Annotated in this window: 23 protein-coding genes and 1 pseudogene; 11 read left to right on the forward strand and 13 right to left on the reverse strand. The window is 71.0% G+C overall.

All coding sequences use genetic code 11. The features are described 5' to 3' along the window. Nucleotides 1–50: 50 nt before the first annotated feature. Nucleotides 51–1,181 (forward strand): CaiB/BaiF CoA transferase family protein, encoded by a 1,131-nt coding sequence (locus LY12_RS07935; protein WP_253854426.1) that lies wholly within the window; start codon nucleotides 51–53, stop codon nucleotides 1,179–1,181. On the opposite strand, the gene LY12_RS07940 is transcribed toward LY12_RS07935, so the two are convergent. Beyond that, nucleotides 1,130–2,644 (reverse strand): flavin-containing monooxygenase, encoded by a 1,515-nt coding sequence (locus LY12_RS07940; RefSeq protein ID WP_253854428.1) that lies wholly within the window; start codon nucleotides 2,642–2,644, stop codon nucleotides 1,130–1,132. The two genes, LY12_RS07935 and LY12_RS07940, sit on opposite strands and share 52 nt — an antisense overlap. Nucleotides 2,645–2,859: 215 nt before the next feature. Here LY12_RS07940 and LY12_RS07945 point away from each other — a divergent pair, with 215 nt between their 5' ends. Then, on the forward strand, nucleotides 2,860–3,192 hold the full coding sequence (locus LY12_RS07945; protein ID WP_253854430.1) for a MerR family transcriptional regulator: 333 nt from the start codon (nucleotides 2,860–2,862) through the stop codon (nucleotides 3,190–3,192). 175 nt (nucleotides 3,193–3,367) lie between these two features. Continuing rightward, the gene (locus tag LY12_RS07950; protein ID WP_253854432.1) at nucleotides 3,368–3,829 is read left to right on the forward strand and encodes a DUF6292 family protein; all 462 of its coding nucleotides are present in this window, start codon (nucleotides 3,368–3,370) and stop codon (nucleotides 3,827–3,829) included. Between the two features lie 86 nt (nucleotides 3,830–3,915). Here LY12_RS07950 and LY12_RS26355 read toward each other — a convergent pair whose 3' ends face one another. Both LY12_RS26355 and LY12_RS26360 read right to left on the reverse strand, forming a co-directional pair. After that, nucleotides 3,916–4,053: a hypothetical protein gene (locus tag LY12_RS26355; protein WP_253854999.1), complete on the reverse strand. Its 138-nt coding sequence runs from the start codon at nucleotides 4,051–4,053 to the stop codon at nucleotides 3,916–3,918. A 3-nt stretch (nucleotides 4,054–4,056) separates the two neighbouring features. Continuing rightward, a pseudogene (locus LY12_RS26360) lies at nucleotides 4,057–4,188 on the reverse strand (pentapeptide repeat-containing protein); the annotation flags it as partial. Nucleotides 4,189–4,964: 776 nt separating this feature from the next. On the opposite strand from LY12_RS26360, the gene LY12_RS07965 reads away from it, so the two are divergent. The 3 genes from LY12_RS07965 (at nucleotide 4,965) to LY12_RS07975 (ending at nucleotide 9,790) form a co-directional block, all read left to right on the forward strand. Beyond that, nucleotides 4,965–5,648 carry an IclR family transcriptional regulator gene (locus LY12_RS07965; protein WP_253854436.1) on the forward strand — a complete coding sequence of 228 codons (684 nt, stop codon included), beginning with the start codon at nucleotides 4,965–4,967 and terminating at the stop codon, nucleotides 5,646–5,648. 400 nt (nucleotides 5,649–6,048) lie between these two features. Continuing rightward, nucleotides 6,049–8,370: a cytochrome P450/oxidoreductase gene (locus LY12_RS07970; RefSeq protein ID WP_253854438.1), complete on the forward strand. Its 2,322-nt coding sequence runs from the start codon at nucleotides 6,049–6,051 to the stop codon at nucleotides 8,368–8,370. Between the two features lie 70 nt (nucleotides 8,371–8,440). Continuing rightward, nucleotides 8,441–9,790, forward strand: coding sequence for an MFS transporter (locus LY12_RS07975; protein WP_253854440.1), 1,350 nt, complete (start codon nucleotides 8,441–8,443; stop codon nucleotides 9,788–9,790). 34 nt (nucleotides 9,791–9,824) lie between these two features. On the opposite strand, the gene LY12_RS07980 is transcribed toward LY12_RS07975, so the two are convergent. Continuing rightward, nucleotides 9,825–10,097: a DUF2277 domain-containing protein gene (locus LY12_RS07980; RefSeq protein WP_253854442.1), complete on the reverse strand. Its 273-nt coding sequence runs from the start codon at nucleotides 10,095–10,097 to the stop codon at nucleotides 9,825–9,827. A gap of 168 nt (nucleotides 10,098–10,265) precedes the next feature. Between LY12_RS07980 and LY12_RS07985 the strand changes: the two genes are divergently transcribed. Then, nucleotides 10,266–10,898: a TetR/AcrR family transcriptional regulator gene (locus LY12_RS07985; RefSeq protein WP_253854444.1), complete on the forward strand. Its 633-nt coding sequence runs from the start codon at nucleotides 10,266–10,268 to the stop codon at nucleotides 10,896–10,898. Nucleotides 10,899–10,942: 44 nt separating this feature from the next. Further along, the gene (locus LY12_RS07990; protein WP_253854446.1) at nucleotides 10,943–12,121 is read left to right on the forward strand and encodes an NADH:flavin oxidoreductase; all 1,179 of its coding nucleotides are present in this window, start codon (nucleotides 10,943–10,945) and stop codon (nucleotides 12,119–12,121) included. A 14-nt stretch (nucleotides 12,122–12,135) separates the two neighbouring features. Here LY12_RS07990 and LY12_RS07995 read toward each other — a convergent pair whose 3' ends face one another. From LY12_RS07995 to LY12_RS08005, 3 genes are all read right to left on the reverse strand, one after another. Further along, the gene (locus LY12_RS07995) at nucleotides 12,136–12,756 is read right to left on the reverse strand and encodes an L-threonylcarbamoyladenylate synthase (protein WP_253854448.1); all 621 of its coding nucleotides are present in this window, start codon (nucleotides 12,754–12,756) and stop codon (nucleotides 12,136–12,138) included. Between the two features lie 26 nt (nucleotides 12,757–12,782). Next, nucleotides 12,783–13,106, reverse strand: a complete 324-nt coding sequence (locus LY12_RS08000) for an STAS domain-containing protein (protein WP_253854450.1) — start codon at nucleotides 13,104–13,106, stop codon at nucleotides 12,783–12,785. Between the two features lie 166 nt (nucleotides 13,107–13,272). Then, complete coding sequence (locus tag LY12_RS08005; RefSeq protein WP_253854451.1) at nucleotides 13,273–14,202, reverse strand: AEC family transporter; 930 nt, start codon at nucleotides 14,200–14,202, stop codon at nucleotides 13,273–13,275. A 369-nt stretch (nucleotides 14,203–14,571) separates the two neighbouring features. Here LY12_RS08005 and LY12_RS08010 point away from each other — a divergent pair, with 369 nt between their 5' ends. Then, nucleotides 14,572–14,850, forward strand: a complete 279-nt coding sequence (locus LY12_RS08010) for a hypothetical protein (RefSeq protein WP_253854453.1) — start codon at nucleotides 14,572–14,574, stop codon at nucleotides 14,848–14,850. 22 nt (nucleotides 14,851–14,872) lie between these two features. Here LY12_RS08010 and LY12_RS08015 read toward each other — a convergent pair whose 3' ends face one another. The 3 genes from LY12_RS08015 to LY12_RS08025 are packed head-to-tail and all read right to left on the reverse strand — an operon-like array spanning nucleotide 14,873 to nucleotide 17,685. Beyond that, on the reverse strand, nucleotides 14,873–15,769 hold the full coding sequence (locus LY12_RS08015; RefSeq protein WP_253854455.1) for a universal stress protein: 897 nt from the start codon (nucleotides 15,767–15,769) through the stop codon (nucleotides 14,873–14,875). 37 nt (nucleotides 15,770–15,806) lie between these two features. Continuing rightward, complete coding sequence (locus LY12_RS08020; RefSeq protein WP_253854457.1) at nucleotides 15,807–16,790, reverse strand: Acg family FMN-binding oxidoreductase; 984 nt, start codon at nucleotides 16,788–16,790, stop codon at nucleotides 15,807–15,809. A 4-nt stretch (nucleotides 16,791–16,794) separates the two neighbouring features. Next, on the reverse strand, nucleotides 16,795–17,685 hold the full coding sequence (locus LY12_RS08025) for a universal stress protein (protein ID WP_253854459.1): 891 nt from the start codon (nucleotides 17,683–17,685) through the stop codon (nucleotides 16,795–16,797). Between the two features lie 193 nt (nucleotides 17,686–17,878). Here LY12_RS08025 and LY12_RS08030 point away from each other — a divergent pair, with 193 nt between their 5' ends. Together LY12_RS08030 and LY12_RS08035 are read left to right on the forward strand one after the other, a co-directional pair. Then, complete coding sequence (locus LY12_RS08030; protein ID WP_253854461.1) at nucleotides 17,879–20,233, forward strand: molybdopterin-dependent oxidoreductase; 2,355 nt, start codon at nucleotides 17,879–17,881, stop codon at nucleotides 20,231–20,233. Nucleotides 20,234–20,524: 291 nt separating this feature from the next. Then, on the forward strand, nucleotides 20,525–21,796 hold the full coding sequence (locus tag LY12_RS08035) for a YeeE/YedE family protein (RefSeq protein WP_253854463.1): 1,272 nt from the start codon (nucleotides 20,525–20,527) through the stop codon (nucleotides 21,794–21,796). Nucleotides 21,797–21,957: 161 nt separating this feature from the next. On the opposite strand, the gene LY12_RS08040 is transcribed toward LY12_RS08035, so the two are convergent. From LY12_RS08040 to LY12_RS08050, 3 genes are all read right to left on the reverse strand, one after another. Then, on the reverse strand, nucleotides 21,958–23,349 hold the full coding sequence (locus tag LY12_RS08040; protein WP_253854465.1) for an MFS transporter: 1,392 nt from the start codon (nucleotides 23,347–23,349) through the stop codon (nucleotides 21,958–21,960). A gap of 226 nt (nucleotides 23,350–23,575) precedes the next feature. Next, a complete protein-coding gene (locus tag LY12_RS08045) occupies nucleotides 23,576–24,001 on the reverse strand; it encodes a carboxymuconolactone decarboxylase family protein (protein ID WP_253854467.1) in 426 nt (141 codons plus the stop codon). A 52-nt stretch (nucleotides 24,002–24,053) separates the two neighbouring features. After that, nucleotides 24,054–25,517 carry an HNH endonuclease signature motif containing protein gene (locus LY12_RS08050; protein WP_253854469.1) on the reverse strand — a complete coding sequence of 488 codons (1,464 nt, stop codon included), beginning with the start codon at nucleotides 25,515–25,517 and terminating at the stop codon, nucleotides 24,054–24,056. Between the last annotated feature and the right edge of the window lie 101 nt (nucleotides 25,518–25,618).

A 25,618-nucleotide genomic window follows, 5' to 3' on the forward strand; every position in this document is an offset into this window, starting at 1 on the left:
GTTCCACGAGCCGTCGCGGCGGCCCGTTCCAACGAAGGAGCACTCCCCCGATGTCCGCCTCTCTCGGCGACCTCCGCATCGTCGACTTCTCCCGGGTTCTCGCCGGGCCCTTCGCCACGATGCTGCTGGCCGACCTCGGCGCCACCGTCGTCAAGGTGGAACGCCCGGGCGCGGGTGATGACACGCGGTCGTGGGGCCCGCCGTACGACGACCGCGGTGAGGCGACCTATTACCAGGCCGTCAACCGCAACAAGGAGTCGGTGACGCTGGACCTGCGCACCGACGACGGCGTGGCGCGCGCCCGGGAACTCGCTGCGGGTGCTGACGTCGTCGTCGAGAACTTCCGCCCGGGTCTGATGGACGAGCTCGGTCTCGGCCACGAGGAGCTGCGGGCGGACAACCCGGGGCTGATCTACTGCTCCATCACCGGGTTCGGCGCCGGGGCAGGGGCACAACTGCCCGGATACGATCTGCTGATCCAGGCGCTCGGCGGGCTGATGAGCGTGACGGGACAGCCCGACGGTGAGCCGCAGAAGGTGGGTGTCGCCCTCGTCGACGTCCTGTCAGGGCAGTTCGCCACGGTCGGCGTACTCGCCGCACTCCGGCACCGCGATGCGACCGGCGAGGGCCAGCTCGTCGAGGTGAATCTGCTGTCGTCGTTGCTGGCGGCACTGGTCAACCAGAGTTCGGCCTACACCTCGGGCGACGTCGTGCCGCAGCGGATGGGCAACGCGCATCCCAGCGTCGCGCCGTACGAAGTGCTGCCCTGCGGTGACGGCGAGCTCGTCCTGGCCGTCGGCAACGACCGGCAGTTCCGGGCCCTGTGCGAGCGGCTGGGTGAACCGGAGCTCGGCACCGACGTCCGGTTCGCCACCAACACGGCCAGGGTCGACCACCGGCAGGAGCTGCGTGAACACCTGATCCGGCTGCTGAAGGCCCGCGATGCGCGCACGTGGGCCGACCTGCTCACCGAGGCGCGCGTTCCCGCGGGGGTCGTCAACGACGTGGCGGGCGCGTTCCGCCTCGCCGCGGACCTCGGCCTCGACCCGGTCGTCGGGATCGCCCGCGGGGACGGCAGCGAGGTGCGGCTACCCCGCAACCCGATCGGCCTGTCCAGGACCCCGCCGTCCTACCGGTCAGCTCCCCCGCCGCTCTCGGAACCGCCGCCGGTCAGCGACTGACGCCCGCCGGCCGCGACGCCGAAGTCCATGTCCCGGGTCACGCTGCCGTGGCGCAGCTCCAGCGCGTCGCGGACGTAGTTCTGGTGGAGCCGCCACGGGGCCGCGTGTCCCTGTTTCGGCATCCGGTCGATGCTGCGCAGCACGTATCCGGCCTGCAGGTCGATCAGTGGCTGCTCGGGGCGGTCGCCCGGTGGCAGCACCGGGGTCGCGCGATCGAGCCGGTGCTCGTCGAGGTGGGTGAGCAGCCGGCACACGTACTCGGCGACGAGGTCTGCCTTGAGGGTCCACGACGCGTTCGTGTAGCCGATCGTCATCGCGAAGTTCGGCACGCCGTCGAGCATCATGCCCTTGTAGGTCACGGCACGGCCGACGTCGACCGGTTCGCCGTCGACGTCGAGCGCGATGCCGCCGATCGCGAGCAGGTTCAGTCCCGTGGCCGTCACGACGATGTCCGCGGCCAGCTCGGCGCCCGAGCCGAGCCGGATGCCGTCGGGCGTGAACGTGTCGATGGTGTCGGTGACGACCGAGGCGGCTCCGCGTCGCAGCGCGCGGAACAGGTCGCCGTCCGGAACGAAACACAGCCGCTGGTCCCACGGCCGGTACTCGGGTGAGAAGTGCCGGTCGACGTCGAACCCGTCGGGCAGCGCCGATCGCACGCCACGTTCGATCAGCCTGCGCACGAGTCCGGGTGCGCGACGGCTGAGCCGGAAGAACAGGCCCATGCTCAGTGCGTTCTTCCAGCGCACCACGGGGAAGGTCACCCGGTCGGGCAACAGCCGCTTCAGCAACCGGGCGAGCGGATCGACCGAGGGCAGCGCCATGACGTAACTCGGCGAGCGCTGCAGCATCGTCACGTGCGCGGCGTCCGCCGACATGGCGGGCACCAGGGTCACGGCGGTGGCGCCGCTGCCGATCACCACGACGCGGCGACCGCGGTGCTCCAGATCCTCCGGCCAGTGCTGCGGGTGGACGAGCGTGCCCCGGTACCGGTCGACGCCGGGCAACTGCGGTGTGTATCCCTCGTCGTAGCGGTAGTAACCCGAGCACACGTGCAGCAGTGAACACGTCAACGTGACCTGCTCACCGGTGTCTGCCCGAACCGCAGTGACCGTCCACAGTGCCCGATCGCTGGACCAGGACGCTGAGACGACCCGGTGGTGGAACCGGATCCGCTCGTCGATCCCGAACTCACGCGCGGTGTCGCGGATGTACTCGCGGATCGACGGCCCGTCGGCGATCGCCTCCGCCCGTCGCCACGGCCGGAACCCGTAGCCGAGCGTGAACATGTCCGAATCGGACCGCACGCCGGGATAGCGGAACTGGTCCCACGTACCCCCGATCGCGCCGCGTGCCTCGAGCACGGCCACGGTGCGATGCGGATGCCGCTGCCGCAGCCGGCAGGCCGCGCCGACCCCGGCCAGGCCTGCGCCCACGATGAGGACGTCGACGTGTTCGGCGGGCATGTCCCTCCTCCGCACCGGGGGCGACACCGCCGTCACCCGGCTGTGCTCGACGCTACCGATCATGTGATGACGGCGCCACGGCCCCGCTGCGGTCGCGGTGGCACAGGGATCACCATCCACCCTTGACTGAATCTCCATTCCCGACTAAAAAATCGTTACAGTGGCTGACTGTGTGAAGCGCAGACAGTGAGATCAGGTTTCCGGAGCGAGAGCGTATGACCCTGAACGATCTGGACGACGAACACCGGCCGACGTTCACCACGGGCCAGGCAGCCGACATCCTCGGCGTCGAGCAGCCGTTCCTGCGGAGCCTCGACACGGCGGGCGTCGTCTCCCCCGAACGTTCCGGCGGCGGTCACCGGCGCTACTCCCGTCACCAGCTCGGCCGGGCGAGCCGGATGCGGGCGCTGTTCGACGAGGGCATGAACCTCAACGCGGCGCAACGCATCCTCGCACTCGAATACGAACTGGACGAAGCCCGCCGGGAGATCACGGCGCTGCGCAGACAACTCGGGGATCCGCCCGACAGCACCACCCCCGACCCCTGAGCACGACGCTGCGAGCGAGCACGTGCCCGCGCAGGCAGCGCACCCCACATCCCGCACGGGACTGCGAGACATCGGATTGCGAGACATCGCGCCGGGCGAGCCGCGTGCGACCGCCCCGGAGCGCGAACCGCCGGCGCAGCCGCGCGTCGGCCACGACGAATCGAGGTGATCACCAGTGGACGTCCACGATTGGCACTCGACGGAACCGGCACTGCACGCCTACTCCTCCGCCGTCGCCGCCGCACTCACACCCCACGACGACGGCCCCGCGCAGTACACCTGCGACGCCTCCACCACACCCGCGAGCGCGTACATCGCCGTGGCGGGGCGTCTTCCCGGCTTCCCGGACCGCGACGTAGCCCTCGTCTGGGACGAGCGGCACGGCTGGGGTGCGGCGATCGAGACCCACTCGGGCGAGGATCTGCTGATGGTGTCCTATCTCGGCGGGAACGACCCCGTTCCCGAGCCGGACCGCGTCGCACGGTTCGCGGCGAGGGTTCTCGACGGTGCGCCACCACGTCACCTCGACCCACCGGAGTTCGCCACGCTGCCGGATCTGCCCCGGCGGCTGACCACGGCCGCCGCCACCGCCGATGCTCCCGGCCAGGAAACCGCCTCAGCAGCGCGCGTGCTCTGACACCGGCTCCGGTACCAGCGCCTGCCCCCAGCGCCCTGCCACCGGCCGCGCTGCGATCGATGCGCTCCGGTACCGAATCCGCGAGGTCAACCCGCCCAGTGCGAGGGGGCGCGTGCCCAGCCGGGCAGCCGGGTGGCCGCGTCCCCTCGAGCGGCGTCGAGCTGCGCCTGGGTCAGAAACACCGTCTCGGCCAGCGCGGCACCCGACAGATCCGCCCCTCGCAGATCGGCGCCGGTAACGTCGGCGAGCGTGAGGTCCGCCGCCCGCAGATCGGCCCCGAGCAGCACCGCACCCCGCAGATTCGCGCCCCGCAGATCCGCTCTCCGGAGACCGGCCGCGACGAGGTCGGCGCCCCGCAGCTCACGCCCCGCAGCTCACGCCCCGCAGCCGGTGCCCTCAGCAGCTCGCTCGCCCGCGTGAGCACGGCGTTCGCCTCCGCCCAGTGGTCGGCGAGAGACATCTGCGCGAGCTCGTCGAGCCCGCGAGCGGCCAGCCGTTCCGTCGCGTCGATCGTCTCGTCCAGCTCGCCGTGTACCTCGGCCGCCGCCGCGAAGCCTCGCGCCTCGTGGAGGTAGTACAGCAGCTCGTGCAGGTCCCGGAGCACCGGATAGGCGGTGAACATGCGCCGCGCGCGTTCGGCGTCGCCGCGCCAGTCACCGCCCGCCCGTGCAGCCACGTTCTGGCCCGCACCGAAGCAGTCGTAGACGGTGCAGCCGGGGAACCCGCGGTCGCGCAGCGTGTCGTGGACACCGCACCACGAATCCTCGCGCAGATGCGGGCACGGTGTCTCCGCGGGCTTGGTGATCGCGAAATCGGCCGACGCCACGAAACCCGGCGCCACGCAACAGATTCCGTAACACTGCCCGCAGTCCGCGCGCAACCGTTCCCGGAATCCGCGGTCCGGTGTGGACACCTCGGTCATACTCTCCTCCGAACCAGTGACACCCCGATGCAGTGACACTGCGAACCAGTGACACCGCGATTCAATGGCACCCCGCATCACCGACACCGACCGCCGAGAACCCCGCACCCGAAGCGCCCGACGGCGACGTCCACCCTAGGTGCTGCGCCGCTACGCTCGAACAGCACGGCACCCGTACCGGACACCGCCGCGCCGACGAAAGGACATGCGCCGATGAGCACGCTGCAGACGCTCGACCGGGGCCTGCGCGCGCTCGACGTGATCTCGCAGGCACCGAGCGGCATGTCGGTGGCCGAGCTCGCGCGCAGGCTCGACGTGCACCGCGCCATCTGCTATCGCATCGTGTCCACGCTCGAGGAACACCAGCTCATCGCCAGGACCGAGGACGGAAAACTGCGCCTCGCCGTCGGAGTGTCGGTGCTCGCCGCCCGCTTCGAACCCCAGCTCCACCACGACGTGCGGCCCCTGTTGCAGGAACTGGCCAACGACACCCGAGCGACCGCCTTCCTGTCCGCCGCCGAGGGCGGCGACTGTGTCGCGCTGCAGGTCGCGGAACCGGACGCCCAGCTGCTCACGGTCGGCTACCGGGTGGGCAGCAGGCACCCGCTGTCCAAGGGCGCCGCAGGCATCGCGATCCTGGCCAGGCGCCCGGCACAGCCCGACGACGCCGCCGCGGTGGTCCGCGCCCGCCAGGACGGTTACAGCCTCACGCGGGGCGAACTCGAACACGGCGCCGTCGGCGTGGCGGCCGGCATCGGGATTCCCGAGGGCAGACAGGCGGTCGGGCACGCCGAGCGGTCGGTCGGCGTCGTGGCGATCGAAGGCCTCGACACCGACCGGGCCGCACAGGCCGTGCTCCGCACGGCACGACGACTGGAAGAACTCCTCGCCACCTGACACATTCCGACGCTCGGCGCGGCGCAGCGAACCCCTCTCCACTGCGCCCCTCCCCGCAGCACCCCTCCCGACTGCGCCTCTCGCGCCCTCCGCTCCGTCTCTCCCCCGCCGTCCCGGACGCGGCAGTTTCCCCGGGCCGCGCCGACCGACCGGCACTGTCGCCACTTGACGCCCACGGTGGTCCCGCTTATCTTCCACGTGTTCACTATTCGATCTGTGGTGTGCGATATTGGTAACACTGCAGGTTGCGGCACCACGGCCGAAGGTCACGTCACCCACACGTCGCGGTCACACCACCGATCGCGGTCACACCACGGGTCGCCGTGGCACAGCGCGTCGCAGGAGCGCCGTAGGTCGCAGTAGCGCGTAGATCGCGGCAGAGACGCCGAGGAGGGCGCCGATGAGCACAGAGTCGTGTCCCGCCGACCACGTCGATCGTCCGACCGATCCGGTCTCTGGCTGTCCGGTCAGTGCCGGCGCGGCGGCGTTCGATCCGTTCGGCGACGCGTACCAGGCCGACCCGCCGGAAGCCGTGCGCTGGTCCCGCGACGACGAGCCGGTGTTCTACAGCCCGTCACTCGGCTACTGGGTCGTGACGCGCTACGACGACGTGAAAGCGGTCTTCCGCGACAACACGACGTTCTCCCCCTCGATCGCGCTGGAGAAGATCACTCCCGTCTCCGACGAGGCGATCGCGACGCTCGAACGCTACGACTACGCGATGAACCGCACCCTCGTGAACGAGGACGAGCCCGAGCACATGCCGCGCCGCCGCGTGCTGATGGGCCCGTTCACCCCCGACCGGCTCGCCCACCACGAGCCCATCGTCCGCAGGCTCACCCGCGAGTACGTCGACCGGTTCGTCGACGTGGGCAAGGCCGACCTCGTCGACGAGATGCTGTGGGAGGTCCCGCTCACCGTCGCGCTGCACTTCCTCGGCGTGCCCGAGGAGGACATGGCGACGCTGCGCAAGTACTCGATCGCCCACACCGTCAACACGTGGGGCAGGCCTTCACCGGAGGAGCAGCTCACGGTCGCCGAGAACGTCGGCAAGTTCTGGCAGTTCGCGGGCACGGTCGTCGAAAAGCTCCGGCGCGACCCGTCCGGCGACGGCTGGATGCCCTACAGCATCCGCAAGCAGCGGGAGTACCCGGACATCATCACCGACTCCTACCTCCACTCGATGATGATGGCCGGCATCGTCGCGGCGCACGAGACGACCGCCAACGCCGCGGCCAACGCACTGAAACTCCTGCTGGAGAACCGCACGGTGTGGGACGAGCTCTGCGCCGATCCAGGACTGATCCCCAACGCCGTCGAGGAATGCCTGCGGCACTCCGGGTCGGTGGCCGCATGGCGGCGACTCGTCACCGCCGACACCACCGTCGGCGGCGTGCCCGTCCCCGCGGGGGCGAAGCTGCTGATCGTCAACTCCTCGGCCAACCGCGACGAACGGCACTTCGAGGACCCGGACACCGTCGACGTCCGCAGGGACAATGCGACCGAGCACCTGACGTTCGGCTACGGCAGCCACCAGTGCATGGGCAAGAACCTCGCGCGGATGGAGCTGCAGGTGTTCCTCGAAGAGCTCACACGCAGACTGCCGCATCTCGACCTGGTGCCCGGCCAGCGGTTCAGCTACGTCCCGAACACGTCGTTCCGCGGCCCGGAGCACCTGTGGGTGCAGTGGGATCCCGCGGCCAACCCGGAACGCAGCGAGCCGGGCCTGTTGGACACCCGGCAGCCGGTGCGCATCGGCGAGCCCACCACCCGCGGGCTCAGCCGCACCCTCACCGTGGAGCGGGTCGACCCCACCGCCCGCGACGTCGTCGAGATCACGCTGGCCGAACCGACCGGCGCGGCCCTGCCGTCGTGGTCCCCCGGCGCCCACATCGAGCTGGAACTCGGGGAGGTGTCCCGGCAGTACTCGCTGTGCGGCGATCCCGAGGACCGGAGCCGCTACCGCATCGCCGTGCTGCGTGATCCCGGCAGCCGTGGCGGCTCCCGGTACGTGCACGACGAGCTGCGGCCGGGGACGTCCGTCGCCGTCCGTGGCCCGCGGAACCACTTCCGCCTCGACGCCGACACCCGCCACCACGTGTTCGTCGCGGGTGGCATCGGCATCACCCCGATCCTCGCGATGGCCGATGCCGTATGCGCCGCGGGCGGCAGCTACGAGCTGCACTACTGCGGCCGCTCGACCGGCACCATGGCGCTGCTCGACCGGGTGCGCCGCGACCACGGGCCGCGCCTGCACGAACACGTCTCCGAGGCCGGCGACCGGCTCGACGTCACCGCGCTGCTCGCCGAGCCCACCGACGGCACGCGGATCTACGCGTGCGGTCCGCAGCGGCTCCTGTCGGCACTCGACGGCGCCAGTGCGCACTGGCCCGGGGACGCCCTCCGCGTCGAACACTTCACCACCGCGGGCCACGAGCTCGACCCGGCCGTCGAGCACGCCTTCGACCTCACCCTCGCCGATTCCGGCCTCACCGTGCGGGTCGCCCCCGATCAGACCGTTCTCGCGGCGTTGCGCGCCGCCAACATCGACGTGCCCAGCGACTGCGAGGAAGGCCTCTGCGGCACGTGTGAGGCACCGGTGCTCGGCGGCGAGGTCGACCACCGCGACGTCGTGCTCACCCGCTCCGAACGGTCGGCGGGCACCAGGATGATGACCTGCTGCTCCCGCGCCTGCGGCGCCTCGCTCACGCTCGGCCTCTGATCCCCCGCTCCCCTCCTCCGGTTCTCCCCACCCTCGGGTTCCCCACCCCTTGCGAAAGGACCGTCCGACAATGACGTCATCGGCCTCCCCGCGCGTCGACGACCTGCCCCGCAGGCGCGGCACGAGTTTCCGCCGCGTCCTGACCGGATCGATGGCAGGCGCCGTCCTCGAGTGGTACGACTTCGCCATCTACGGCGTGCTCGCCGCGACCGTGCTCGGCCCGCTCTTCTTCCCTGGCGAGAGCGACATCATCAAACTGCTGCTCGCACTCGCCACGCAGGGAATCGGGTTCATCGCCCGGCCGCTCGGCGGGATCGTGTTCGGCCACCTCGGTGACAAGTTCGGCCGCAAGCCGATGCTCGTCACGACGTTCCTGCTGCTGGGCACGTCCACTGCGGCGATCGGCCTGCTGCCGACCTACGAGCAGGTCGGGGTGTGGGCGACGCTGCTGCTCGTGCTGCTCCGGCTGACCCAGGGCTTCGCGCTCGGCGGCGAGTTCGGCGCAGCCGTGCTGATGGTCAGCGAGTACGGCGAGCCGAAACGCCGCGGGTTCTGGGCGTCGTGGCCGCAGGCGGGCGCGCCGCTCGGCACGGTGCTCGCCACCGTCGTGGTCACCACCATCGCGCTGGTGTTTCCGGGTGACGCGTTCGACCAGTGGGGTTGGCGACTCGCGTTCCTCGTCGCACTGCCGCTGCTGGTCATCGGCTTCTGGGTGCGCCGCAGCGTCGAGGAGTCGCCGGTGTTCCAGGCCGCGCAGGAACGTGCCGCCGTGCAGCCGGAGAACGCCCCGGCGGCGACCACGCCGCGCCGGTCCAGCGTGCTGGAGGCACTCCGGAATCCGCGCCCGGTGGTGCACGGCCTCGGCATGCGCCTCGGCGAGAACATCGCCTTCTACATCTACACCGTGTTCGTCATCGCCTACGCCACGACGTACTTCGGCTACGAACGGGGCGACGTCGTCCTGGCGGTCACCTTCGCATCGGCGGCGCAGTTCGCGGGCATGATCGGCGGCGGCGCGTGGTCGGACAGAGTGGGCAGGAAGAAGGCGATGCTCGTCCCGTCGGTGCTGCTCGTCGTCTGGGCGCCGCTGTTCTTCGTGCTCGTGCAGCAGGAGAGCCTGCCACTGCTGTGGCTGGGCACGTGTGTCGGCGCCTTCCTGCACGGCATGCTCGCCGGGCCCGAGGCCGCGTGGATCACCGAGCTGTTCCCGACGCGGCGCCGGTACGCCGGATCCTCACTGGTGTTCCAGGGCTCGTCGATCATCGCCGGGGCCCCGGCCCCGTTCATCGCCGTGTGGCTCATCGACTCGTTCGGCGTCGGCATGGTCGTCGGCTATCTGGTCGTCACGATGCTGATCACCGTGATCGCCGTCGCGACGAGCAAGGAGACCCGGGGAAGCGACCTCGACCGGGTGGAGTGACGGCCGCCGGGTGCCGGCGGCGCGCCGGCACCCGTCAGGTCCGTTTCGCTGCCTCCCTGGCCTGCACTTCGGGACGACGAAGAGGTGGCACGGTCCGCGGTGGCTGCCGCCGTTCGGGCAGCTGCGCCAGCAGCCGCGTCGTCGTGGCGGTCACCTCGGCGACGGCCTGTTCGAACGGCTCGCGGGTCGCATCGGACACGCTCTGGACGCCGCTGACCTTCCGCACGTACTGCCGCGCGGCCGCCTCGATCTCCTCGGGTGTGGCCGACGGTTCGAGTCCCCGCAGGGTCGTGATGTTCCGGCACATGATGGTGACGGTAGTCGCTGCCGGGGTCGCCGGCGACAGTTCGACCCGGCGCCCGGTTCGGGCGCCGAGCCGCGCTTCCCCATGTCGGCTGCGCCGGGAATGCTCGAATTCCATCACTGATTGAAACGCCACTTGAAGGCGCGCCACCGCTGCGTGTCTACTGGCCGCATGCCAACGACGGCCGCATCCTCGGCCCTGCCCGCGCCCGCAGTCGACGCCGGCCGGCCGAGTACCCGCGACCGGCTGCTCGATGCGGCCGAATCCCTGTTGCTCGCGCGGGACATCGACGAGGTCTCCATCCGCGCCATCAATGCCGCCGCGGGCATGAACCCGGCGGCCGTGCACTACCACTTCGGTTCGAAGGAAGCACTCATCGGCGCGCTCCTCGAACGACGCCTGGCACCCCATTGGCACGACGGCCTCACCCGGCTCACCGCCCGCCACCGCGCGGGTGACCCACCGGCGGTCGGGGAGCTCGTCGACGTCGTGCTGACCCCGCTCGGCGAGCTGACCCGCACCGAGCACGGCCGCCTGCAGCTGCGGCTGCTGGCCCGGGTCGTGCTGGCGCGACGTGACGTCGGGTTCGCCTCCGGCTGGTTCGGGTTGCGGCCGTGGATCGCGCTCCTGCGCACTGCGGTACCCGGGCTCGGCGGCACGGAAGCCGCGCGCAGACTGCTGCTGGCCTTCGACCTCATCCTGCACACCCTGTCCGCAGCCGGACCGGCGGAACCGCCGACGCGCGGCAGCTTCCGCTCACTGCGCGCGTTCACCGTCGCCGGGCTCTCCGCCCCGCCGCGATGACGCGCCCCGAACCGGCACGCACCCGGCCCGTACGTGGAGGCCCCGTGACCACAGCAGTTCCGGACGTCTTCGACTCCGCCACACTCGGACCGGTCACGTTGCGCAACCGCATCATCAAGGCGGCGACGTTCGAAGGCCGCACTCCGGCGGGCGCCGTCACCGACGCCCTCGTCGACTTCCACGTCGAGGTCGCCCGCGGCGGCGCGGGCATGACGACCGTCGCCTACTGCGCGGTCGCCCCGGAGGGCCGGACCGATCGTCACCAGATCCTGATGCGGCCCGAGGCCGTGCCGGACCTGCGCAGGCTCACCGATGCGGTGCATGCGGAAGGGGCCGCCGTCAGCGCTCAGCTCGGCCACGCGGGACCGGTCGCCAACGGCGCGTCGAATGGCCTTCCCGCCCTCGCTCCCCACGCACTGCCCAGCCCGCTCAGCATGCGCGTGATGCGGCGCGCGAGCGAGTCCGACCTCGCCGGGGTCGTCGCAGCACACGCCGACGCCGCGCGGGTCGCGGTGGCTGCCGGGTTCGACGCCGTCGAGCTTCATTTCGGCCACAACTACCTGATCAGCTCGTTCCTCAGCCCCGCCCTGAACCGCAGGTCCGACGGCTACGGCGGCTCGCTCGCGCGCCGGGCGCGACTCGCCAGGGACACCGCCGCCGCGGTGCGCGACGCCGTGGGCAGCCGGGTCGCCGTCACCGCCAAGCTCAACATGGACGACGGCGTACCGGGCGGGCTCTGGCTGGACGAGAGCCTGCAGGTCGCGCGCCGGCTCGAGGCCGACGGCACCCTCGATGCGCTGGCCCTCACGGCCGGCAGCTCGCTGCTCAACCCGATGTACCTGTTCACCGGGGACGCCCCCGTGAAGGAGTTCGCGGGAGCGTTCGGCACACCGCTGCGGACCGGGCTGCGCCTCGCGGGTTCGGCGTTCCTGCGCAGCTACCCCTACCGGGACGCCTACCTGCTCGACCGTGCGCTCCAGTTCCGTGACGCCCTCGACCTGCCGCTCGTGCTGCTGGGCGGCATCACCGGTCGCGACACGATGGACCTGGCGATGGGCCACGGCTTCGCGTTCGTCGCCATGGCCAGGGCACTGCTGCGCGAACCCGATCTGCCGAACCGGCTGCGGTCCGAACCGCAGCACCGTTCGCTGTGCGTGCATTGCAACAAGTGCATGCCGACCATCTACCGCCGCACCCGGTGCGTGCTCACCGCGCCCGAGTGAGGTCGGCCCGGCCGCTACTCGAACCGCGAGGGGTCTCCGGCACCGACCCGCACGATCTCCGGCTCGTCGCCGCTGAAGTCGACGACGGTCGTCGGCTCGATCCCGCAGTCGCCCGAGTCGATCACCGCATCCAGCACGTGGTCGAGCGCCTCCTTGATCTCCCAGCCCTGCGTGAGCGGCTCATCCTCCCCCGGCAGCAGCAGGGTGCTCGACACGAGCGGCTCACCGAGCCCCTCCAGCAGCGCCTGGGTCGTCACGTGGTCCGGAATGCGCACACCGACGGTCTTCTTCTTCGGGTGCAGCAGCCGCCGCGGCACTTCCTTCGTCGCGGGCAGGATGAACGTGTACTGGCCGGGTGTCGCGGACTTGATCGCCCGGAAGACGCTGTTGTCGACGTGGACGAACTGCCCCAACTGCGAGAAGTCCTGGCACACGAGGGTGAAGTGGTGCTTGTCGTCCAGCTTGCGGATGCTCCGGATCCGGTCGAGACCCTCACGATTGTCGAGCGAGGTACCGAGCGCGAAACACGAATCCGTGGGGTAGGCGATCAGCCCGCCGGAGCGGAGCAGGTCGACGACCTTACCGATCGACCGCGGCTGAGGATTGTCCTGATGTACGTCGTAGTAGACCGCCATGGGCGACACCCTATGCCCCGCGGTCGCTATTCGCTCTCACGCAGGTCGAGGAACTTGTCCAGACCGGTCACCTCGAAGCCGCGCAGCACCGCACGGTTCCCGACGATGACGCGCAGCGGCGTGCCGGCCTGGTCACAGCGTTCGTGTGCCCTGACGAGGGCGCTGAGTCCGGACGAGGCCAGGAAGGTGACCCCGCTGAGGTCGGCGACCACGGCCATGGGGGGCGAGACGTCGTCGCACGCCGCGTCGAGAGCCGAGTTGAGCTGAGCCACCGTGCCCAGATCCACTTCGCCCTTCGCGTGGACGAAGAAGGCATCGTCACTTCGGTCGGCCGTGATCACCAGTTCCATATGCTCTCCGTCACCAAGCCGTGTGCACCTCGGGTCTTCTCTTGTACCACGGCTGAGCCGTTCCGGCGCTTCGTGCGACGGGCTGCGGGTGACCGCCCGCGCACCGTTCGGCCGAGTCGTGCCGGCGTCGTCGTGGTGTCCGGACGTGCCCGGCATGCCGTCGACGTCAGCCCACGACCGCGACCACGGCGAACAGCGTCGGCAGCGAGACGATCGTCGTCGTGAGCGCCGCGTCGCGTGCGAGCTGCACACCCTGGTCGAACCGGACCGCGTAGCCGAAGACGTTCTGTGCGGTGGGCAGCGCCGCACACACCACGGCCGCGAGCAGTGCGTGCTGCCCTGCGCCGACCGCCGTGGCGAGTACCCACGCCAGCACCGGATGCACCAGGTTCTTCAGCGCCACGACCGTGATCAGCGAGGAGCGCAGGTCACGGTCACGGCCCGGCAGGGTCGAGGCGTGCAGCGAGATCCCGAACGCGAGCAGCATCGCGGGCACGGCGAGGTTGCCCAGCAGCTCGATCGGGTCCATCACAGCCTCCGGCGGGATCACGCCCGTCGCGGAACTGGCGATCCCGGCGGCGCTCGCCAGCGCGAGCGGATTGCGCAGCGGTGCGCTGAACGCCCGTAGCCAGTTCGGGCTGCCACCGCCGGCACGTTCGGACAGGACGTCGAGCACCGACGTGAACACCGGGGTCAACACCGCCAGCTGGAACAGCAGCACCGGCGCCACGTCCGCGACGCCGTTCAGCACGTAGGTCGCGATCGGGATGCCGAGGTTGCCCGCGTTGACGTAGCCGCTGGCCATCGAGCCGACGGTGAGCTCGCCCGCCGCCCTGCGCCGTATCAGCCCGAACGGCAGGTACAGCGCGCACGCGAGGGTGCTGGTGACGCCGGTGACGAGCAGCGCGGTGGAGAAGACCGAGCCGACGTCGGTGCGCGCGAGCGTCCCGAACAGCAGTGCCGGGCTGCCGACGAAGAACGCGGTGCGCGACAGCACCTGCATGGCCGATCCGCCGAGTGCACCGGACCGGCCGAGGACGTATCCGACCGCGACCACGAATCCGATGACCAGAAAACCTTCGAGCACCCCGTTCATGCGGCTGTCACACGACAAACCCTAGATCTGTGACTTATGTCACTAACCGCCGGGTAAGCGTCACCGGGTCCACTGTGGACTTAGTTGTACCGGCGACGATGCGCAACGCGACCCGCAACTCCGGCCCATACCACCCGCCCTCCCACCGCCGTCGACCCGTGTCCGCACCACACCCGCGGGTGTAGCTTGCCGTTCGGGGAAACGTGCACACACCGAGCGCCGCGCACGCCTGAGGCGAGGACGGCCACGGCGGGACCGGACCGGACGCAGCAGGGGCGTCCCGGAAGAACCGGACGGCGGCACGTCCGGACGCGCCGCCGGCAGGCACCGGCGCGCTCGGGCACCGGCAAGCACGCGAAGGGAGTCGCCATGATCGAACGTCCGGACGACATCGGCCTCGGAGACCGCGTCACCTATCTGCCGGGCGGCGCGGCGGCCACGCGGCACCGCGTCCACGAACACCTCGATGAGAGCGTCGTCCACGGACACGTCGTCGCACCGCCCGTATCCGATCCCTATGCGGCCGTGGTCTGGCTGCCGACCCGTCCCGACGGCGCCGCCGACGACGCCGAACCGACGTGGGTGCGCCGCGACCGCGTCGTCGACTTCACGCACCCGCCGCTCGGCCCCCGGCCCCGCCCGGCCTGACCTGTCGCCCGCGGCCCGCCGGTCAGCCTCGCTGCGGGCGGACGATCATGACCGGGCACGAAGCGTGATGGATGAGCGCCTGACTGGTCGAGCCCAGCAGCATGCCGCGGAAGCCGCCGCGCCCGCGGCTGCCGGCCACCAGCAGTCGTGCACCCTGGGACCGCTCCAACAGGTGCCTGCGCGGTTTACCCGGCACGACGATCCGCTCGACGGGCACGTCCGGATACCACTTCGGCATGCCGGCCAGTGCTTCCGACAGCACCACCTGCTCGGACTGCTCCCGTGACGAGCCTTCGACCATCTCGGGCAGGCCCCAGTCGTACTCGACATCCGCCCACGCGTGCACCGCGACCAGTGGGGCACCGAGCAGTGACGCGGCCTGGAACGCGGTCGTCACGGCGTCCGTGCTCACTCCGCTGCCGTCGACGCCGACGACCACCGGCCCCTCCGTGGCGAGCCCGCTGCCACCACCTCGCACGACGACCACGGGGCACCGCGCGTGCGCGGTCAGCGACACCGACGTCGAGCCGACCATCATGCCCGTGAACCCGCCGCGACCCGAGGTCCCGACCACCACCACGCTCGCCTGCTCCGATTCGTCCACCAGCAGTGGGACCGCACCTTGCAGCGGCATGTCGGTGTCGACGGCAAGTTCCGGCGCACGGGCCATGACCCTGGCGCGCGCATCGTCGAGGAACTTGCGTCCCTCGTCCTCCATCGCCTGATATACCTCGGGACTCGCGGGCAGATCGCCGCCGTAGAAGCCCTGTACGTAGGTGAAGGCGTGCACGATGCGCAGCGACCGGTTACTCCGGGCGGCCATGTCGGCGGCCCAGTCCAGTGCGCGGGCCGCGCCGTCGGACCCGTCGGTCCCGACCACCACCGGGCCGTCACGCAACACTGGCGGTTCGGTCTCCATACCTCGCGCTCCTTTCGACATGGCCGAACGTAAGCCCTCACCCGGCGTAACTCGTCACGTCCTCGACCGGCCGCCGCGGGGTCGTCGCACCGGGATATCCGTAGCCGAGCCGCAACGCCGTCTGCGGGTACCCACGCCCGCCCAGCGCAGTCGTGAGCTCGAACCGAGTGGATTCGACCTCCACCGGCTGCGGGAGGAACGACGCGCTCAGCCCGCGCGATGTGGCGGCCAGCAACACGTGTTCCAGCGCGATGCCCGCCCCGATCCGGTGCCGCCGCGTGTCGCCGGTGGTGGTCAACACCGCCACGCACGGGTCACGTTCGAAGGCCCGCTGGGCCGCCGGCCGCTCGTCCGCACCCCGGCGGGCCGCGCCAAAGTCGCGCATGGCCAGCAACGTGCCCGGTGCCGGGCAGGGCCCGCCGGCCGATGCGGGCACCCCGTCCGGCCGTTCGCCGTCGTGGGTCCATGCGGCCAGCTCGGCGCGGTACGCCGCGTCTCGCTCCAGCAGATGATCCGCACGGCGCAGCAACGCGGCGAAGGTGTCGAGTTCGGCCGGTGACAACAGCACGAGCCGGGCCCCGTCGGCCTCGGCCGCACCCGTGAGCCGGCGCCGCAGCGACGTCGGGACCGCCCGGTCGGCGAACGGCCTGCGGTTCGTGACGCGGCGCGCGACGGCCGTCCCCAGTGCGAGCTCCTCCGGACCCGGGCGCCGCGGACCCGTGAACCACACGATGCCCGCCAGTTCGGTGCGCTGCCCGTCGGGCAGCACCTCGACGGCGCACGCGTGCCCCGCGGCGGCCAGCGCGGCCCGCATGTTGCACAGCACAGCGCCGCACGCCAGGTCGGCACCGCGGCCGTCGTCGTCCCCGTGTTCGAGCACGCGGTCGGTGTCCCGCAGCACCTCGACACCGTCGGCGAGTACCCGGAACCGCCACGGCTGGGTGTTGTGCTGCGACGGGGCGCGGATGCCTGCGCGCACGGCGACGCCCGCCGGACCGGACAGCACCTGGCGGACGTTCATCAGGTCAGGCTCCCGATTCCTCCGGCCGAGCCACGACGACCGGGCACGGCGCGTGGATCACCAGCGCCTGGCTCGTCGACCCGAGCAGCATGCCTGAGAAACCGCCGCGGCCCCGCGTGCCGACCACCACGAGCTGCGCGCCCTCGGCGTGCCGCAACAACGCGCGGACCGGCCGCCCTGCCTCGAGCACCTCGCGCACTTCGACCTCCGGGTAGCGTTCCCGCCACGGCGCCAGCGCTTCGTCGAGGAGCGTGCGCCCTGCGGCCTCCACCTCCGTCAGGTCCGTCGGGAACGGATATGCGTAAGGTCCTTCGGTCGCGATCACATCGTTCCAGGTATGCGCCGCAACGAGTGGCACGCCGCGTAGCTGCGCGGCGTCGAAGGCATACGCCAACGCCCGCCGCGCATGCTCCGACCCGTCCACACCAACGACCACGTGCCCTGTCGTCGGAGGAGGGTCGTCGTAGCGTTTACCGCGGACCACGATGACGTCGCTGTGGGCATGTCCGGCCAGTGACACCGCCACGGATCCGACGAGCATGCCGGTGAAGCCGCCGAGCCCACGCGAGCCGATCACCACACATCTCGCACCGCGCGACTCCTTCGCCAGCACGTGGGCCGGCTGGCCCTCGGTCCGTTGCGCCTCCACCTCAACACCCGGAACTGCCTGCGCGATCTCGGTCCGCGCGGCGTCCAATGCAGTCTGGGCCTGCTGTTCGACACCCGCCCGTACCTTCTCCACCGAGTACACGAACGCCGGATAGGCACCGCTCGGCACGAAGTAGGCGAAAACCAGCCGCACCGTGTCACCCCGCCGTTCGGCCTCACGGCCCGCCCACACCGCCGCGTGCATCGCCGATGCGGACCCGTCGATCCCTGCCACGATCGTTGCCATGGACTGCGCTCCCCTCGGATACCTACCGCCGGCCCCGCCGGCGTGACCACGGTCACGTCAGGTCACAGAATCGGAGATTACTCGCGCGCACCCGGCTCGGCAGTGCAGTCGCCGAGCCGGGTGCGCGCCGATGCCCGTGCCGCGGGCGCGGCCGTGGCCGCCGTCCGCACCGCGCGCGAGTACCGTCGCCGGTGTGAGTGGTGACAGTGCGGCAGGTGGGACGGCCCGCACCCCGACGACCTTCCACTGGGGCCGCTACGACGTGGTGTCCTCCGGTGACCGGGTCGTCGCGGTGGAACCGCATCCGGGGGATCCGGATCCGTCGCCGATCGGGGCGGGCGCAGGCGAGGTGAACCACGCGCCGTACCGGATCACCCGCCCGATGGTGCGCGAAGGCTGGCTCCTGGGCGAGGGCGACTCGGTCCGCGGACGGGACCGGTTCGTCACCGTGACCTGGGAACGCGCGGTCGAACTCGCGGCGGGTGAGCTCGCCCGGGTCCGCGCCGAGCACGGGCCTGCGGCGATCTACGGCGGCTCCTACGGCTGGGGAAGCGCCGGGCGGTTCCACCATCCACAGAGCCAGATCCACCGGTTCCTCGCCATGGCAGGCGGGTACACCGCGTCGGTCAACACCTACAGCTTCGCCGCCATGGAGGTCGTGCTGCCGCACGTGATCGGCGGCACGCCGACGAGCCTGCACGAGCGCGGGCCGACATGGCGGGAGATCACCGAGCACGCAGGCCTCGTCGTCTCGTTCGGCGGGCTGGCCGCGAAGAACACGCAGATGGTGCCGGGCGGTCCGAGCAGGCACACGCAGACGTCGTGGCAACGCGCCGCGGCCGGGGCCGGGGTGCGGTTCGTCAACGTCTCCCCCGTCCGCGACGACGCCGCGGACGAGCTCGGCGCGCAGTGGCTGCCGCTGCGGCCGGGGACCGACACGGCGCTGATGCTGGCGCTGACCCACGTCCTGCTCGCCGAGGGACTCGCCGACACCGACTTCGCGACCCGCTGCTGCGTCGGTTTCGACCGGTTCGGTGACTACGTGCTCGGCCGGAGCGACGGCACGGCGAAGGATCCGGCATGGGCCTCCGGCATCACCGGAGTGCCGGCGGACGCCATCCGCGAGCTCGCTCGCACGATCGCCGCACATCGCACCGTGATCAACCTCGCATGGTCGATCCAGCGGCACGACCACGGCGAACAGCCGTACTGGGCGGGCATCGCGCTGGCGGCACTGTCCGGATCGTGCGGCCTGCCGGGCGGCGGGCCGGCGGGCGGTCTGGGCATCGCCGAGCACGGCACCCGCGGCCATCGGCGGATCGCCGCGCTGCCCCAGCCCGCCGGCGGCGCCGTGGCCCGCATCCCGGTGGCGCGGATCGCCGACATGCTCCTCGACCCGGGCGGGACGATCGACTACGACGGCGAGCGCATCACCTTCCCGGACACCCGCCTCGTGTACTGGGCGGGTGGCAACCCGTTCCACCACCACCAGGACCTCGGCAGGTTGGAGCGGGCGTGGCAGCGCCCGGACACGGTGATCGTCCACGAATCGTGGTGGAACGCGACGGCCAGGCGTGCCGACATCGTCTTCCCGGTGGCCACCACGCTCGAGCGGGACGATTTCGCGCTGGGCGCCGCCGACTCGACCATGACCGCCATGCACCGCGCGGTGCCGCCACCCGCGGACGTACGCACCGACCACGCGGTCTTCGCGGCACTCGCCGAGCGGCTCGGCTTCGGTGAACGGTTCACCGAAGGCCGCACCGAAGGGCAGTGGGTGCGCGAACTGTACGACCGCACGCGCGAGCGGCTCGGTGCCGAGGGAATCGACCTTCCCGGCTTCGACGAGTTCTGGCGTACGGGGTCGGCGGCCCTGCCCGAGAAGGACATGACGCCCGACGGCGGTTCGTTCGCCGCACTGCGCGCCGATCCCGCGGGGGCTCCCCTCGCGACCCCGTCCGGCAGGATCGAACTGGTCAGCGACACGGTCGCCGCGTTCGGCTATCCCGACTGTCCCGGCATGCCCGTCTGGCTCGAACCGTACGAGCGACTCGGCACCGAGGCCGCCGAGCGCCACGGCCTGCACCTGGTGTCGAACCAGCCGAAGACGCGGCTGCACTCGCAGTACGACGGCGGCCGCATCAGCCGGGATTCGAAGGTCGGCGGCCGCGAACCCGTCGACCTGCACCCCGACGACGCCCGTGACCGCGGCATCGCCGACGGCGATGCCGTGCGGATCCACAACGATCGCGGGGCCTGCCTCGCGGGTGCGCGGCTCACGGACGCGGTGCGGCCCGGTGTGGCGGTGCTGGCCACGGGCGCGTGGTTCGACCCGGACGCCGACGGGGTCTGCCGTCACGGCAACCCGAACGTCCTGACCCGCGACGTCGGAACGTCCCGGCTCGCCCAGGGGCCGACGTCCGGCACCACGCTCGTCGAGATCGAACCCGCCGGCCCCGACGTTCCCGCCGTCCGCGCGTTCGACCCGCCCGAGATCGTCGACACCGACGAAGCCGTCACGGCGACGGGGTCCGGGCGTCCCGGATAGTGGACGTCGGTCGTGCGTGCCGCGCCCCGACGTAAAGTGCGAAGCAGGCACCGGCGCCGCACCCGGCTCGCGACCGCCGCATCTCGGCCACGGCGTCACCGGCCACGGCGTCACCGGCCTCGATGTGAACCGCCACAGTGAACCGGCCGCCACTGCCGAGCGCAGTGTGACCGGCCACCGCTGCCGAGCGTGAGAGCGGCCACGGGCCCGCCACCCAATCGACCCCGCGGGTCGCGGCGATTCCACTGAGGATCGCCGCGCGCCCGCCGCAGCACCGACGCAGGAGCGACCGTGTCCACCGACACCGACCCGACACCCGTGCGCAGCTTCCTGACCACGTCGCCGACCTCGCGGCCGGCGCCGCACCGGCAGCCGGAGGGGCCCGTGCGGCCGGTGCCGCTCGTCGTCGCGGGAATCGCAGCGCTCGCGCTCGCCTGGTACGTCTGGTCCGTGCACGGAGCCCGCTTCGGCGCGCTGCTGGTCATCGGCCTGCTGCTCGGTGTGGCGCTGTTTCATTCGCGGTTCGGCTTCACCTCCGCATGGCGGCAGCTGATCGGTGTCGGCAACGGTGAGGGGCTGCGGGCTCACACACTGCTGCTCGGCACGGCGGCCACGCTCATCGCGCTGGTCGTCGGCACCGGCACCGGCCTCTTCGGCACCACACCCGAGGCGAGCGCCGGTCCCATCGGCCTCGCGCTGTTCGTCGGCGCCACGCTGTTCGCGATCGGCATGCAACTGGGCGGTGCGTGCGCGTCGGGCACGCTGTTCGCCGTCGGATCGGGCCAGTCGACGATCGTGTTGACGCTCGGTGGGTTCGTCGTCGGCTCCGTGCTCTACACGTTCGCGTTCCCCGTGCTCGACGGCTGGCCTGCGGTGCCCGGTCTGCTGCTGTCCGACCACGTCGGATGGTTCGGTTCCTGGGCGATCACGATCGCCGTGCTGCTGCTCATCGTCGTGGCGACCCGTGTCGTGCAGGCCCGGCGCAACCCGCCGCCGGTCGGCGCTCCACCCACCGCGCGCGGCTTCGCCCGGGTGCTGCGCGGTTCCTGGCCGATGCTGGTGGGTGCTGTCGTACTGGGCGTGCTGGCCGCCGCGGTGGTGCTCGTCTCCGGTGGCATCTGGGGCGTGACGACCGCGTTCGCGTTGTGGGGTGCGAAGCTGCTCCAGCTGATCGGCCTGCACCCCGAGACGTGGGACTTCTGGCAGCAGCCGCGGTTCGCCGAGATGCTCGGCGATTCGGTGTGGACGGAGAAGACGACGCTCACGAACGTGGGCATCATCCTCGGCGCGGCCGTCGCCTCCGCCGCGGCCGGTGCGTGGAAGATCCGGGCGGAGATCCCGTGGCGCACGGCCGTCGCCGCGGTCCTCGGCGGCATCCTGATGGGAATCGGTGCACGCCTCGCCGGCGGCTGCAACATCGGTGCCTACCTCGGCGGCATCTCCACCGGCAGCCTGCACGGCTGGTTGTGGGGCGCGTTCGCGCTGTTCGGCACCTGGGTCGGCATCAAACTCCGTCCGCTGTTCGGCCTCGGCATCCCCCGGCGGAGCGACGGCGTGTGCTGAGCCGGCTCCGGTCGCACGTTCGCCCGACCGCACCTCCCTTCGTCGGTCGGGCGGCCTCCCGTGCCGCGGGCTCCTCGCAGCAGGCGAGCGGGCGTCGTGGGCCGCCGCCGGCGCGGCAGGGCCACGACGCCCGCTCGGGTGCGGTCACGCGGGTCGTGCGCTCAGGTGCCTGCGTGGTCGGCCGAGGTCCGGCCGGTCGCTTCGACCCCGAGGTCGGTCCCCTTCGGTTCCTTCACCAGTGACACCGCGCCGCCGGAGATCACGGCGAGCAGCATGATGTACAGGCCGACCGAACCGCCCCATCCGGTGCCCTGCACCAGCAGTTCCGCGATCGTCGGTGCGAACGCACCGCCGAGGATCGCACCGAGCGCGTACCCGATCGACACGCCCGAGTAGCGCACGCTCACCGGGAACATCTCGGCGTACAGGGCCGACATCGGGCCGTACGAGAAGCCGAGTCCCAGGGCCAGGATCACGATGCCCACGGCGAACAGCGTCAGGTCACCGGTGTCGACCAGCAGGAACATGGGCAACATCCACAGGAACATGAAGGCGTAGCCGAACTGGAACGTGCGCACCCGGCCGATGCGGTCCGACAGCATGCCGCCCCACAGCGTGGACGCCAGCCAGGCCACCGAGGCGATGACGATGACCGTGAGGATCGCCGACCGCTCCAGCCCGAGCACGTTCGTGCCGTAGGTCAGGAAGTACGCGATGACCAGGTAGCCGGCCGCGTTGTTGCCCACGAAGATCAGCGCGGTCAGCAGGACTTCCCGTTTGTTGCGGCGCATCAGGTCCCGCAACGGTGCCGACGATTCCTTCCGGCGTTCCAGCATCTCCTGGAACACCGGGCTCTCCTCGACGGCCCGCCGGATCGCGTAGCCCACGACGACCAGCACCACCGAGAACAGGAACGGAATCCGCCAGCCCCACGCCTCGAACTGCGCCGCCGTGGTGAGCGACGTGACCGCCCACAGCATGCCGGTAGCGAGGATCAGACCGATGGGAACGCCGATCTGCGGGTACGCACCGAACACGCCTCGCCGGTTCACCGGCGCGTGCTCCACCGCCATCAGCGCGGCGCCGCCCCATTCGCCGCCGGCGGAGAATCCCTGCAGGATCCGCAGCAGCATCAGCAGGATCGGGGCCGCGATGCCGATCTCGCTGTAAGTCGGGAGCAGGCCGATGAGCGACGTCGCCCCGCCCATGGTGACGAGTGTGAGCACCAGCATCTTCTTGCGGCCGAGTCGGTCGCCGTACCGGCCGGCGATGATGGCGCCGAGTGGCCGGAAGAGGAAGCTGATGCCGATCGTCGCCAGCGACACGACCGCGGCGAGCCCGGGAGATTCCTCGCTGAGCGGGCCGAAGAACAGCGGCGCGAGCACCAGGCCCGCGGCCTGCGCGTAGATGAAGAAGTCGAACCACTCGATGGACGTTCCGGCGAGAGTGCTGGCCAGCACCTTCCGTTCACCGGCCGTCAGCTTCCGTCGGTCCACTCGGCGGCGGTCGTCGTCCTGCGGTGAGGACCCGTGCAGTGGGGACTGCGGTTCCATGTGAACTCCGTTGTTCGAACCGTGCCGGTGAGGCGGTCGCCTGCCGGCGCACCGCACCTCGCCCGGCAGGCGGAGCGCGGCGGTGATCGAGAATGCGACATCGAACGCCGTGACGCCAGCCCCCTTCGCGACGACCCTGTCGGGGTGGGCCGTCATGAACGTTGCCCTCCGGGCACGGGAAGGGCCGGCAGCCGGCGAGGCTGCTGGCCCGGTCGAGGGACAGGGCTCAGTTGGCGGGAGCGGTGTCGCGCTCGGTGAAGACCTCCCGCGCTGCGAAGGTGGCATGCACGGCGCGGGGGAATCCGCAGTAGCAGGCGGCGTGCAGGATGACCTCGGTGATTTCTTCCCGGCTGATGCCCACGTTCAGTGCCGCGCCGATGTGCACCTTGAGCTGTGGTTCGCAGCCGCCGAGCGCGATCAAGGAGCCCAGAGTGACGAGTTGGCGGCTCCGGGGATCCAAGCCCGGACGGTCATGGATGTCGCCGAAGCCGAACGCCGCGACGTGGTGCCCGAGCGCTGGGTTGAGGTCGGCGAGTGAGTCGATCACTTCCTCGCCGGCCTGTCCGTCGATTCGCGACAGTACTGACCGTCCGTGGCGGCGGCGAGCGAGCTCACGCAACGCCTCGATCGAGACCCCGCCCGGCGGATCCACCGCCAGCCGAAGCGCCTAGCGCAACGTCTCGTCCGGTTCCATGACGAGGACGCTAGAGATGTGAGCGCACTCGAACGCAAGCGCGCCATCGAGCAATGTCCCCGGTCAGCACTCCTAGAACGGTGGGTTGTCGTCTAGAACGGTGGGTTGTCGTCGTGCTTCCGTTGCGGCGGGACCGGTTCCCGCTCCGGTTCGATGCGGGACGGTGTCGGGTCGCTGCGGTAGTCGGGATCGCCACGGTGTCGGGGATCGACGCGGTAGTCGGGGTGGTCGAGGTCGGCGCAATAACCACGGTCGCGGGGGACGGCTCTGGGCCGGGTTGCGCAGCGTGGCCAGGTTGCGCGTTGTCCCGCCGTCGTCGCGGGTCGAGGACGGGTTCGCGGTGGCCGGTGTAGGTCGCGCCGTGTGGGGTCGTCACCCGGGTGACGCCGTGGCCGGGGTCGTAGCCGGTGATCCACCCGGGTTGGTCTTTGAGCCGGTGGTGCCGCCGGCACCGCGGACCGCCGTTGGCCACCGACGTGGCTCCGCCCGCTGCGGCCCACGGGCGTTCGTGGTCGTGGTCGCAATGCCGTGCCGGACGGTGGCACCACGGCATGACACATTCCCGGTCCCGCACCCGCACCAAGTCCCGGATCACCGCGCTCGGCCGCCGACGCGTCCGCCCCAGGTCGACCGGTTCACCCGTGCCGGGATCGCACAGCACTGCACGCCAAATGCTGCGGGAGTTGGTCATGATCTCCCGCGCGACCGGGGCGGGAATGGGTCCGTAACCGTCCAGCTCGCATCCCTCGTCGGAGATCGTCAGGGCCGCATCGACGGGAACGTGCAGGTGCACCATGGCCGCCGCTTCTGGCACCGTCACGCCAGGGTCACGGCCCAGCAGCAGGTCCGCGGTCACGTCCGCCCGCAGCTGATCCAACGTGCGCACGTCACCGCCGCGGCGCAGTGACCGGGCCATCCCATCCACGCGCGTATAGCACGCCGCCGCGACCTCCGCAGGCAGGCTCACGTCGAGTGACGACATCACGTGCTCGCCCGGTGTGAGTTCGACCCGGCGTTCCGAACGCGCCCGCCGCGCACGTTCGGTCTGCCCATCGGGGTCCACCTTCTCCACCAACCGGCGCACCCGCTGGGCCAGATTCACCGGCTGCCACGCCGTCGCCGGCGCATCCACCAACCGTTCCGCCAGCAGACCATCCACTTGCCGGGCGGCCCCGTCGTCGAGCGGGTCGACCGCGGCCAGTACCCGCCGCACCCCGTACGACTCGAGTTCACCGGTACGCATCGAGTCGAGCAGCTGCGGCATCCGCCGCACCACCGACACACCGTCATCGATCCGACGTTCCACCTCGCGCGTCGAAACCCGCAGCACCGGCGTCAACTCCTCCGCCACGCCACGGTCGTCACCCACGGCAGCAGAGATGCGGGCGAGTAGCGCCAACTCCTCGGCATCGAGCTGCGCCCGCCGAGCGCGAATCTCCCGTGCCCGTTCGATCATGTCCCCCACGTCATCCACGCCATCAACTATACCGAACACTTGGTCGAATAGACGACTGCACAATAGGGTGAACAACTACAGCGAAACGGGCAGAAACCCGACATTCCCTCAACCACGCG

It is taken from the genome of Prauserella alba (assembly GCF_024171735.1).
GTDB lineage: Bacteria > Actinomycetota > Actinomycetes > Mycobacteriales > Pseudonocardiaceae > Prauserella > Prauserella alba.

Bases quoted from the DNA above. Each gene is read 5' to 3' on its own strand.
- LY12_RS07945 (WP_253854430.1), top strand. From the start codon at position 2,860: ATGACCCTGAACGATCTGGACGACGAACACCGGCCGACGTTCACCACG.
- LY12_RS07985 (WP_253854444.1), top strand. From the start codon at position 10,266: ATGCCAACGACGGCCGCATCCTCGGCCCTGCCCGCGCCCGCAGTCGAC.
- LY12_RS07975 (WP_253854440.1), top strand. From the start codon at position 8,441: ATGACGTCATCGGCCTCCCCGCGCGTCGACGACCTGCCCCGCAGGCGC.
- LY12_RS08010 (WP_253854453.1), top strand. From the start codon at position 14,572: ATGATCGAACGTCCGGACGACATCGGCCTCGGAGACCGCGTCACCTAT.
- LY12_RS08020 (WP_253854457.1), bottom strand. From the start codon at position 16,790: ATGAACGTCCGCCAGGTGCTGTCCGGTCCGGCGGGCGTCGCCGTGCGC.
- LY12_RS07970 (WP_253854438.1), top strand. From the start codon at position 6,049: ATGAGCACAGAGTCGTGTCCCGCCGACCACGTCGATCGTCCGACCGAT.
- LY12_RS08005 (WP_253854451.1), bottom strand. From the start codon at position 14,202: ATGAACGGGGTGCTCGAAGGTTTTCTGGTCATCGGATTCGTGGTCGCG.
- LY12_RS08025 (WP_253854459.1), bottom strand. From the start codon at position 17,685: ATGGCAACGATCGTGGCAGGGATCGACGGGTCCGCATCGGCGATGCAC.
- LY12_RS07980 (WP_253854442.1), bottom strand. From the start codon at position 10,097: ATGTGCCGGAACATCACGACCCTGCGGGGACTCGAACCGTCGGCCACA.
- LY12_RS07935 (WP_253854426.1), top strand. From the start codon at position 51: ATGTCCGCCTCTCTCGGCGACCTCCGCATCGTCGACTTCTCCCGGGTT.
- LY12_RS08000 (WP_253854450.1), bottom strand. From the start codon at position 13,106: ATGGAACTGGTGATCACGGCCGACCGAAGTGACGATGCCTTCTTCGTC.
- LY12_RS08015 (WP_253854455.1), bottom strand. From the start codon at position 15,769: ATGGAGACCGAACCGCCAGTGTTGCGTGACGGCCCGGTGGTGGTCGGG.
- LY12_RS07965 (WP_253854436.1), top strand. From the start codon at position 4,965: ATGAGCACGCTGCAGACGCTCGACCGGGGCCTGCGCGCGCTCGACGTG.
- LY12_RS07940 (WP_253854428.1), bottom strand. From the start codon at position 2,644: ATGCCCGCCGAACACGTCGACGTCCTCATCGTGGGCGCAGGCCTGGCC.
- LY12_RS08040 (WP_253854465.1), bottom strand. From the start codon at position 23,349: ATGGAACCGCAGTCCCCACTGCACGGGTCCTCACCGCAGGACGACGAC.
- LY12_RS07995 (WP_253854448.1), bottom strand. From the start codon at position 12,756: ATGGCGGTCTACTACGACGTACATCAGGACAATCCTCAGCCGCGGTCG.